The 11071-nt window shown below is 37.5% G+C and carries 8 protein-coding genes; 4 read left to right on the top strand and 4 right to left on the bottom strand.

All coding sequences use genetic code 11. The features are described 5' to 3' along the window. Positions 1 to 10: 10 nt before the first annotated feature. From RAO94_11995 to RAO94_11980, 4 genes are all read right to left on the bottom strand, one after another. Positions 11 to 3085, bottom strand: coding sequence for a C25 family cysteine peptidase (locus RAO94_11995; protein MDP8323064.1), 3075 nt, complete (start codon positions 3083 to 3085; stop codon positions 11 to 13). Positions 3086 to 3793: 708 nt separating this feature from the next. Further along, positions 3794 to 3934 carry a hypothetical protein gene (locus tag RAO94_11990; GenBank protein ID MDP8323063.1) on the bottom strand — a complete coding sequence of 47 codons (141 nt, stop codon included), beginning with the start codon at positions 3932 to 3934 and terminating at the stop codon, positions 3794 to 3796. Between the two features lie 435 nt (positions 3935 to 4369). Next, the gene (gene polA / locus RAO94_11985; protein MDP8323062.1) at positions 4370 to 7072 is read right to left on the bottom strand and encodes a DNA polymerase I; all 2703 of its coding nucleotides are present in this window, start codon (positions 7070 to 7072) and stop codon (positions 4370 to 4372) included. Positions 7073 to 7168: 96 nt separating this feature from the next. Beyond that, positions 7169 to 7351 carry a 4Fe-4S dicluster domain-containing protein gene (locus tag RAO94_11980; GenBank protein ID MDP8323061.1) on the bottom strand — a complete coding sequence of 61 codons (183 nt, stop codon included), beginning with the start codon at positions 7349 to 7351 and terminating at the stop codon, positions 7169 to 7171. Between the two features lie 189 nt (positions 7352 to 7540). Here RAO94_11980 and RAO94_11975 point away from each other — a divergent pair, with 189 nt between their 5' ends. The 4 genes from RAO94_11975 to RAO94_11960 all read left to right on the top strand — a co-directional run bounded on the left by RAO94_11975 (position 7541) and on the right by RAO94_11960 (position 11047). Next, on the top strand, positions 7541 to 8608 hold the full coding sequence (locus RAO94_11975) for a glycoside hydrolase family 3 N-terminal domain-containing protein (protein ID MDP8323060.1): 1068 nt from the start codon (positions 7541 to 7543) through the stop codon (positions 8606 to 8608). Positions 8609 to 8645: 37 nt separating this feature from the next. Next, on the top strand, positions 8646 to 9581 hold the full coding sequence (locus RAO94_11970; GenBank protein ID MDP8323059.1) for a sugar ABC transporter permease: 936 nt from the start codon (positions 8646 to 8648) through the stop codon (positions 9579 to 9581). Between the two features lie 9 nt (positions 9582 to 9590). Further along, on the top strand, positions 9591 to 10577 hold the full coding sequence (locus tag RAO94_11965; GenBank protein ID MDP8323058.1) for a carbohydrate ABC transporter permease: 987 nt from the start codon (positions 9591 to 9593) through the stop codon (positions 10575 to 10577). A 65-nt stretch (positions 10578 to 10642) separates the two neighbouring features. Beyond that, positions 10643 to 11047, top strand: a complete 405-nt coding sequence (locus RAO94_11960; GenBank protein ID MDP8323057.1) for a hypothetical protein — start codon at positions 10643 to 10645, stop codon at positions 11045 to 11047. Positions 11048 to 11071: the final 24 nt, after the last annotated feature.

The following is an 11071-nucleotide window of genomic DNA, read 5'->3' as shown; positions in this document are numbered from 1 at the left end:
TTAAATTGTTTTATTTGATTAATATGATTTTCTTGGTAATATCAAGATTGCGGGCTTTCAATCTGGCAAAATATATTCCCGTGCTTGTTGTTTTACCTGAAGCATTACGGCCATCCCAGATTACTGAATGATTGCCCTCTTCAAGATGTTCATTGATCAATTCCCTGACCAATTGCCCTTTGATATTATAAACACTGAGATTTATTTCAGTGTTTTCATTCAAATTAAATGAAAGGGTTGTTTGAGGATTAAATGGATTAGGATAGCTTTTTAAACTTGTCACTGCATTCCCAAAATTTTCTTCAGATTTTTCTCTTGCTGATGAATACACTTGAATATCATCAAAGGCAAATCCATCTTCATTGATGATCTCATTATCGTAATGCTGAAATTTAATCACATAATGTGAATTTAAATCCCATGTAAGATTGGCTGCAATAGCTGATATATCCAGCACAATATTTGTCCACACTTTATTAGCATGAGTTTCTCCATTAAGATTGTGTACTTTTACAAAATTCATTCCACCATTCTTAGATAAGTATATTCCATCTCCAGCCTGATATTCATCATTGTAATCATTCCACCAGAAATCAAGTTCTACATCAGTTTCATTCTCCAGGTTCAAATATAAAAATGCCCTGTTATACACATAAGTTCCACTTCCATCACCTGCCATAACAAGAGCTTCTTGACCTCCATGAGGATACATATTTTCAGAGGTGACTTCAATATAACCATGTGCATTACTCGATTCAGTATCCCAGTAACCATCCAAGCCTGATTCAAAACCCGTACTATAGGGAAGATCAGCATACATTGAATAGACTTGAATATCATCAAAAGCAAATCCATCGCTACTAATTGGAAAATTATCATACTGCTGGAATCTGATAATAAAGTTATTATTATATTCCAATCTTGCCGTGTATATTGCTGCATCCAGATCGATCATTATATTTTCCCAGCCAATGCCATTTATTAGTGAATAAATTTTGGTGAAGTTATCTCCATTGTCATCTGATATGAACACGCCATCATAATCATTATCTTCATCATAAAATTCCTTCCACCAGAAATCAAGCATTAGTCTGTCTTCTCCTGTCAGATTTAGATGTAAATCAGCACTATTGTGTGCATATTCATAGTTTGTATTTGTGTCCATGGTCAAATGCATATTTCCACTATGGGGTGAATTCTCGGAAGTAACTAAAATTCTGCCATAAGGCAAATCAGATTCCACTCTCCAATTCTTATCCAGCCCGTCCTCGAATCCCATCGAATAAGGTACCGTATCATTAGTCTTCAAATAACTGTATTCCCTTATATCATGAACGTAATTTGCCTTGTTGGCTGATATTACCCAGTCATTACCAACTGTGCCATTATATTGAAAAGGTGACATCCCTCTTCCCTGGAGCACTCCTACATCATCAATTACACTTACAAGCGCTTCAACAGGATTACCCTGAGTGTCAAAAACTTCAAATTCAGGCCATAGACTTTCAGGAGATACTCTGATATTTTTACTAAGAACAAGTTGCTTGGCTTCAGCAGACCATACATCCATACTTGGATCTCCGAATAATGTATGACCTAAAAATATTAACTTGTATAAATATATTGAAAATAGATTGTCATATAAATTCCAGGCTTCATTAGTGATAAATCCCATAGTATGTTCATCGTCAATAAACTGTAAATCCATATATTCTTGTACTATAAATCGTGAAATACTCGGATAATCAGTGGTTGATGACGCATATATTGCTACTGGACCTCCCACCTGATTAAAAAATACTTCATTTATGCAATTCTCATCATTATAGACCGTCACAGGTGCAGTGTTCACCCAATAGTCGGACCAGCCATTTTCATCCAAATTACAGATAATCTCATCCTGTTCATCTCTTGCACAGTCTTGTGAAAAACTTACATAATTCAAATCCATTGTCCTACAGGATGCTATCCAGGTAACGTATGTATTCCCATAAGTCTCTGGTAAAACGTCTTCAAGCTGCAGGTAACATTCATCTGAAATTGTGTAGAAATATTGCCATTCGCCATTTATCTCTTCCCCATATTCACAACTCCCTTCCTCCACTCTATTAGTATTTATGCTTAGAGATTGCATATGAGGCCCAAAACCCTGCAAGTATGCTGAATCGTTATGATCAAACTCACTGTCCAGGATTGTAAATTGATCCACTCCATGCCAAACTCCATATAAAAAAGAGTAATCCCTGTCCTGAAGCACATTCACTACTTCAGTAGCGGCGCCATTAACGATATCAACTAAATCTTCACATAACAAGAATTCGTTGACAATATTAGCCCCGGTATGTGTCATTATATCACTTACATAGGAATCGTATAAATCATATGATGCATCTCGAGGAACATTAGTGGATATAAAACTCATCCTGTCAGTATTATCAATATAATTGGTCCGATAATTCCGGTACTTAGTTATAAAATTCTCAACTTCATCAGAATTCCGTACAGGTAATCTACCAACATAAAGATCAATATCAGTAACTATTGCCATGATATCATCATTCTGGGGCCAGGCTGATAATACATTACTATAATAAAAATCAGTTGATGCAGAAATGGTACTTCCTGCATGATCATAGACTATTTGATGTGCCGGAACTAAATCAATACTACCTCCGATTATAACATATTGCAAACTTGCATATGTTGTTTTTCGAGTTTCCAGCCAACTTCTTATTGCAGTTGAAGTTGTGCCCGTGGTTGTCAATGTGAATATTTCTGTTACTATTCCTTCTTCAGTCTTGAGCTCAGCAAACTCTTCAAAATCAGTTTCCAGTGCATCAGTCGTAATGATTACTAATTCAGGACTAAGTAATCGGTTATCTCTCAGCTCTTGATGAGAATCTTCGTGTTTTGTATTCTCCATCGCTGTAATTATGGTCTCTGCATCAGCACTGTACTTTTCAGGAATAATAACATCCTGGTTACCTAATGTATCAACGCATAATAGATCATAACTTAGCAGAGTAAACATAATCATGCAGATCAGAACTAAAAACTCATTTCTGTTAATTCTAACTTTTGTCATTTTAAATACCTCCTGTTTAATTTATTTATATCGCAATATCATTTTCATCTTGCCAATGATATTTTCTTCAAAATAACTATCAATCTATTAACAATCTCGTAAAAATTCTTATAATTAAAATCATCTCTATATATATATAGTCCCTGAATTTGCCAAAGTGTGACAACATCACTCAATTTTTTTATTTTTTTATCTTTTATGATCTCACATAATCTAACAATGTTAATAATGTGATATATAGTATAAAATAATAATTGAACTTGAAACAAAATACAGTGATATTTTTCTATTTCCCGTATAAAGTGGTATGATGATTAAGATAAAAATAAAGAGCCGATTGAAGTTCCTGATTTAGAAGAATGGCGTAATATATACTCGCCATAGAAGATAGTCAGATAAAATACATTTGGCTCTCAGCAAAAATTAGTGGCAGATTTCAAAATTATCGCAAGGAACTATATTTAGTAATTTATCTTTCGCATAGTAAATACCCGGCTATTTATCATATCACCATACACTCGTTCACTTCCTGTCTTTACAATTTTACTCATTATATATTTTAGACTATATGTTACACTTTTCGCATTTTATCTCATTTTATATGCTTTTTGATCATAAATATCTGAAATGTCATTATTTAACTATTTTCTCTGTCCCAATTATTCTCCCTGTACCCTCCCTGTGGGTTCCCTGTGGGTTACAAGTGTATCAATATTCTTCTTCACCATATAAAATATCATTATTATTTTCATATATTGCTGCAACGTTTCTACTGAATAAAAGCTTTTTCTCCAATTTCTCACTTTTATCTTCATCCTCACCTAAAACATGATATTCTTCTGCACCCATATCCCCCAATTTGTAACTGAAACTTCTTTTGCTAATTTGAAGCTATTCAGATGACCTTTGTTTTATTGTCTACCCACTAATTTCTGCGGAGAGCCATACATTTTAACCACCGAGAAGGATTATACAAAACTTATGCATCTGGCTTTATCAGTGCCGATTGCTGTTATTAGAATAGAATTTTATCTTATTAGCGGAGAATGGACGGAAATATCCAATTTCGGAGAAGACTTTCTAAAACCTTGCGAATGGTCCATAGACCTCCGCAATGGTTGACCGATATGAGCAAGCTACTAATAACGCTAAATCGTATATTGGCTTTTGTTTATGTTCTTCTTCCCTCTGATCAACCATTGCGGAGGTGCAGGCACCATTCGCAAGGTTTTGGCTGGTAAGAATAGAATTTTATCTTATGAATGGTGATTTGCTGAATATATTTTAGTGCGCTTCGAACCAGTTTGATCCTACCCCGATTTCAACTTTCAGAGGAACAATCCCTTTAAACTCATCTGGTATGGCAGATTCCATAGTATTTTTTATCACTTCCAATGCCTCATCCATCACGTCATCCCTGATCTCAAATACCAGTTCATCATGAACCTGGATGAGCATTTTTATCTCAGGTCTATTTTCGAAAAACTTATGCAGTCTATTCATGGCAATTTTGATAACATCTGCAGCACTACCTTGAACAGGCATATTCACTGCTACTCTTTGGGCAGCTTCGCGTAATTGCCTGTTTGAGCTATTCAGATCAGGTAAAGAGAGTTTGCGTCTTAGAATAGTTTCCACATATCCCTTTTCAGCAGCTTCCAGCAGATGAACATCGATGAAGTTCCTGACAGAAGGGAAATTCTGGAAATAGTCATCAATAAATTTCTGAGCATCTTTGCGAGAGATAGAGAGTTCATTTGATATTCTGTAAGCACCCATGCCATATAACAAGCCAAAATTAATGATTTTTGCATAACGTCTCTGTTCTGGAGTAACTTCAGACTCTGCAATTTTATAGATCAAGCTGGCAGTTTTACTGTGAATATCTTTATCAGCCTGGAAGGTTTTGATCAAAGTATCATCACGAGTTAATATGGCAAAGATCCTAAGCTCGATCTGCGAATAATCAGCAGAAACTATAGACCAACCCTTATGTGAAGCACAAAATGCTTTGCGAACTTCCTTACCTAATTTAGTACGAATAGGAATATTCTGCAGATTGGGATTAGAAGAAGAAAGTCTGCCCGTGGAAGCAATTGTCTGATTAAAGGAAGAATGAATCCTACCGGTAAGGGGATTCACAAGAGCAGGCAGGGCATTAATATAGGTATTCAGAAGTTTATTGAGCATTCTGTATTCTAAGAGCAGACGGGCAATCTCATGTTCTGGTGCCAGCTTTTCAAGCACGCTTTGATCAGTGGAATAACCTGATTTAGTTTTCTTCACCGGAGGGATTTCCAGCTTATCAAATAAGATTTTGCCCAATTGTTGAGTGGAATTAAGATTAAATTGCACCTCGGAAATTTCATATATTTCCTTAGTAAGTTTTCCAATAGTTCCCTGAACCTGGGATGAAAGTTTCTTCAAAAACTTTTGATCCAGATAGACACCTTTGCTTTCCATTTCAGCTAAGGTAAACAGGAGTGGAATTTCCAGATCATAATAAAGCTTATCCAGTTCAGATTCCTTAATTCCTGTAGAATGCAATTGATATAATCTCCAGGTGACCCAGGCATCTTCAGCAGAATAACGGCAAGCCTGGCTGGTACCCACCAGGTCAAAAGTTACCTGTTTTTTCCCTTTACCAATCAGATCTGAAATAGGGATCATTTTATATGAGAAATACTTCTGGGCACAATGATCAAGGCTATGTCTATCGGATGGATGCAGCAGATAATCAGCGATCATGGTATCAAAAACTTGATTATCAAGCTGCCAGCCGGCAGATTTGAGTACCAGAAAATCATATTTATAATTATGAGCTATCAGGATTTTACCTTTAAGGGCATTTTGCAGTTTTTCCTGCACTATTTCTCTATCAAGATTCACTGCCATTTGATGACCAATAGGCAGATAATATGCCTTATTTTCTTCCCAGCATAAAGATATTCCCACCAGCTCAGCTAATAACGGATCTTTGGAGGTGGTTTCCGTATCAATAGCAATAACTGACTGTTTTTTTATTTGATCAATAAGTTTATCAAATTCAGAATTTTCATTGATCAGCACTGCTTTAAAAGGATCAGATTCATCAGCAGCTTCATCATCGAGCATACTGAATATATCCTGCTCAAGCGGCTGCACTTTATTAATTATTGATTGCAGTTCATATTTCCGCAAAAAATCAATAGTATGGGAAAGTCTGGCATTAGTGAATTTCAAATCCTTAAGATCAATATTCAGAGACAGATCACGGATAATGGTAGCCAGTTTGCGGGATAAGTAAGCATCTTCCTTGTGTTCAATCAGCTTTGTTCTGATACTTTTTGAGGAAATATCATCCAGATGTTGATAGATATTATCAAGATCACCAAATTCCTGAAGCAGCTTTTCTGCTCCTTTGGGACCGATACCTTTCACTCCAGGTATATTATCAGCACTATCACCGCAAATTGCCAGATATTCAATAAACTGCTCAGGAGTAACACCATATTTTTCTATTACCTTCTCACGATTGATAATGATTTCTTTTTTGGGATCAAAAAGTACAATATTGTCATCCACTATCTGAGCGAAATCTTTATCTCCAGTAACGATGACAACATCAAACTCACTTTTATATTGCTCCGCAACCGACCCCAGAATATCATCAGCCTCATATCCTGAGATACTCACTTCTTTCACACCAGCTAACACGAAGAAATCCCTGATCGGCTCAAACTGCTCAATCATTTCCGGAGGAGTTGGAGGACGGTTAATTTTGTAATTAGGGTCAAGTTTAGATCTGAAGGTTTTTTCCTTCAGATCAAATGAAATCAGCATATACTCAGGATTATAGCGTTGCAAAAAAGAGAGAAACATATTGAAAGTGCCAAACATGGCACTGGTATTAATGCCGGTAGAAGTATAAAGAGGATTACGGATAAGTCCATAATAGGCCCGATAGATCAGGGCGGTACCATCAATTAAAAACAGCTTCTTTTTCATTATTGCTCCTGTGTATTAAAGCTTTTATTCTCTGATTATAAATTTCTGTAAAGTAAAAATATCGTTAACTTATGAAATGTCTTATCTTTCTCTGAATCAGTCTTCGATTATCTCGCAGAATGCCGGGCAAAAATATAAACATTTCCGGCACTCAGTACATTTTTGATAATCTATCTGTGGAACCTTTCCCGGCTCATGGGTTACAGCTTCTGCCGGGCAGAAACTGATAACCTGACATTTATTGTCTTTAGAACAATATTCCGGTTTAATCACGATCATTTTCTATCTCCTGAACAAATACAGAAGGACAATTTATATATTGTCAACCAATAATTCACATGTTTAGGAACTATCCTATAATATATACATATAACTTGGGAAAGTGCAATAACTTACTATCCCGGATTTTTTTCTTTACTTTCTCTGTCTCTCAACAATAATGTATCTATGGTAATTTTAATATTAATTGTGATTATTCTGTTATCAGTACTAAGTACTGGTCGAGTATCTTCTCTGGAAAGCAAAATAGCCCAAATGCTGGTCATGGGATTTTTGGGTGACGATGAATCTAACCCGGAATTCGCTGCATCCCTGGAGAAATACAATCCTGGTGGTGTGATACTCTATAATCGTCCTTCATATCCTGAAGCCGGTAATATTAAATCCCCTGCTCAATTACTCCGGCTCACGAATTGCATTAAGCAGCATTCCAAAATTCCTCCTTTCATTGCTGTTGATCAGGAAGGTGGAAAAGTGATCCGATTAAAGCCGGAACATGGTTTTCAGGCATCAGCAAGTGCCAGAGAGATAGGAGAGCAAAACCTGGTATCTGTCACCAGTAACTGGGCAGGAAACATTGCTAAAGAGCTTCAGGAAAATGGGATAAATCTCAACCTTGCCCCCGTTATCGACCTGGATATAAATCCAGATTCCCCGGCTATTGGCAGGCATCAACGCTGCTTTTCATCATTACCTGAATTAGTAACTATTCAGGCTCGAATTTTCTGCCAGATGATGAATAATTATAAAATTTATAACTGCTTGAAACATTTCCCTGGTCATGGCTCAGCCAGCACGGATTCTCATTATGATAAAGCTGATGTAAGCCAGAGCTGGAATGATCTTGAACTTGAGCCCTATCAGCAGCTAATTCCAGAAAACATTGCGGATATGGTGATGGTGAGTCATATACAGAACAAGCATTTAGATGAGAACTATCCTGCTTCACTAAGTAAAAATATTATCACTTCTCTATTGCGAGACCGGCTGAACTGGCAGGGCGTAATTATCACTGATGACTTGCAGATGAAAGCTGTAGCTGATCAATATAGCCTTACTGAAATTCTTAGGCTGGCAATTCTGGCAGGTAATGACCTGCTGCTTTTTGGTAACAGCAAACCAAATAATCAACTCACAATTGAGCAGATAGTGGAGACAACCCGCGAATTGGTATATTCAGGAGAAATTCCCGAGTCACTCATAGAGCGATCATATCAGGGGATCAGACGATTAAAAGCCAAATTTATTGACATTTAAGATGCCTATAATGATTTTATCCAGCGAGTGAGGTGAAATGGTAAAAAAGAAATTTGATATTGGTCCATATTTATATTTACTTCCGGCACTGGTGATCATAATTGTATTCCGTCTGGTACCGATAGTTTTATCCTTTGTAGTAAGTTTTTATGAATGGACAATTAATGGTGCAGGTGATTTCATAGGATTTGCTAATTATCAAAAATTGCTAACTGATCCTGAATTCTGGCAATCCATGTTAAATACACTTTATCTGGTGATCTTCGTAGTACCTCTCAGCCTGTTTTTATCACTGGTTTTTGCCAATTTCCTGAATGGCATCACAAAATTACGTGCCTTTTTCCGAACCGTATATTACATCCCCACAGTCACTTCAATGGTGGCAGTCTCTATTGTCTGGAAGATCATTTTCAATCAGCAGACAGGATTAATGAACTATCTTCTGGGATTGATCGGCATAGATCCTCTGGGTTGGCTGGCAGAAAGTCGCGGTATTTTTCAGTTGATGTTCGGCAGTGCTGTTCCTGCCTGGGCTGGAGGACCTTCACTGGCACTTTTTTCCATAATTATTCTCACAATCTGGAAAGGGCTGGGTTATAATACAATAATCTATCTTGCCGGTTTACAGAATATACCCGAAACATATTATGAAGCGGCTTCTATTGATGGAGCAAATAAATTCACCAAATTCTTTAAGATCACATTACCCCTGGTATCCCCCACTACATTCTATGTGCTGATGATGACTACTATAACCACATTCCAGGTATTCTCACAGATCTACTTGATGACCGGACCTCCTGTGGGAGGACCATTGGGAACCACAAAGGTGATAGTCTATTATCTCTTTGAGCAGGGTTTTGGCGAAAGCCAGAATCTCAGTTATGCCAGTGCCATTGCTCTGGTTGTTTTCTTCATTATTCTCAGTCTCACTCTATTCCAGAGAAGGCTGGAGAAAAAAGTACACTACTAAGGATAGAGCATGCAGGACAAAAAATTATTTGCTTATATCATTCTGGGCTTATGCGGATTATTTATGATCATGCCCTTTGCCTGGATGCTGTCTACATCTGTAAAAGCGCAATTGGAGATCAATAAAGGAAATAACGGGTTTATCCCTTATGTGGAAGCTGATTATCTTGATCTGGCTGGGGATGGTGAATTATTACGCTGCAAAATCCTCAAACCTGCTCCGGGTGACAGTCTCTGGATCAATATTTTTGATGAAAATGATGTGATAATAGCGTCTTATCTTAAAGTTCAGGCGTCAAAAGTTACTCACAAGAAAAGCATAAAATTCTTTTTCAGTAATTTTGCTGAAGCCTGGAAAAAGGTACCTTTCGGCAGGTATTTCCTCAACACTTTATTCGTCAGCGGTATCAGTGTATTGGGAGTGATCATCACCGGCAGTCTGGCAGCCTACGCATTTGCCCGAATGAGGTTCAAGGGAAAAGAATTCATTTTCTATCTCTTTATTTCCATGATGATGGTGCCTCAGCCGGTTTATCTGATACCCTCATATATTCTGCTTCACCATCTTGGCTGGCTAAACACATATTATGCGCTCATAGTGCCCTGGCTGGCAAATATATTCACGATCTTCCTGCTGCGTCAGCAATTTAAATCTTTACCGCAGGAACTTTTTGACGCTGCTTCAATTGACGGCTGCAGCCGTTTTGGTGCTCTCTGGAGGATCGTGCTGCCACTTTCCAAGGGTGTGATAGCAACTGCTGCCATTTTTGCCTTTATTGGCTCCTGGAATAGCTTTATGTGGCCCCTGGTAATGATAGACAGTCCCAAATTGCGTGTGCTCCAGGTTGGTCTATCATATTTCTCAGCAGAAGCCAGTTCGCAAACTGCCCTGCTGATGGCTGCTTCCACATTCAGTATCCTGCCTTTGGTTCTGCTCTTCCTGATTGCCCAGAGACAGATCATGTCATCCTTTGTATCCAGTGGCTTAAAGGGATAATTTTACTTGACGATATAACATTGCTCTAAATATGTTTTTTATCAATTAAATGATGGAATAAAAAAATGATAAATAATAGAAGTATAACCTGGTTTTTCTGCCTGATCTTTTTGATGCTGGCAGCGGCGGCTCATTGCCATGAGCCTTCTGATATGACGATCAAATACAGTGCCATTAGCGGTGATCTTTCCGTGATAGTATATCACAAAGTGAATTCCACTTCGGTTCACTATATCAATAATCTGGAAATATATATGAATCGCCAGGGACTAGAACTGGAAGACAGATTGCTGATCACACAGAAATTCTTTAGCCAGCCTATCCGAAATGAACAGAGAGCTAATTTCATGGTGCGGGATCTTAATCCCGGAGATGAACTTACAGTCATAGCCTATTGTAATTTATTTGGCAAAATTGAACGCACAATAACTATTACCGAGGAAAACTGGCAGGATAACACCCCAGAATAAGACAATCGTTCTCAATCCGCAACT

It is taken from the genome of Candidatus Stygibacter australis (assembly GCA_030765845.1).
Classification (GTDB): Bacteria; Cloacimonadota; Cloacimonadia; order Cloacimonadales; family TCS61; genus Stygibacter; species Stygibacter australis.
Note: the sequence above shows the minus strand (reverse complement) of the source record. Positions and strands in the feature narration are given on the sequence as shown.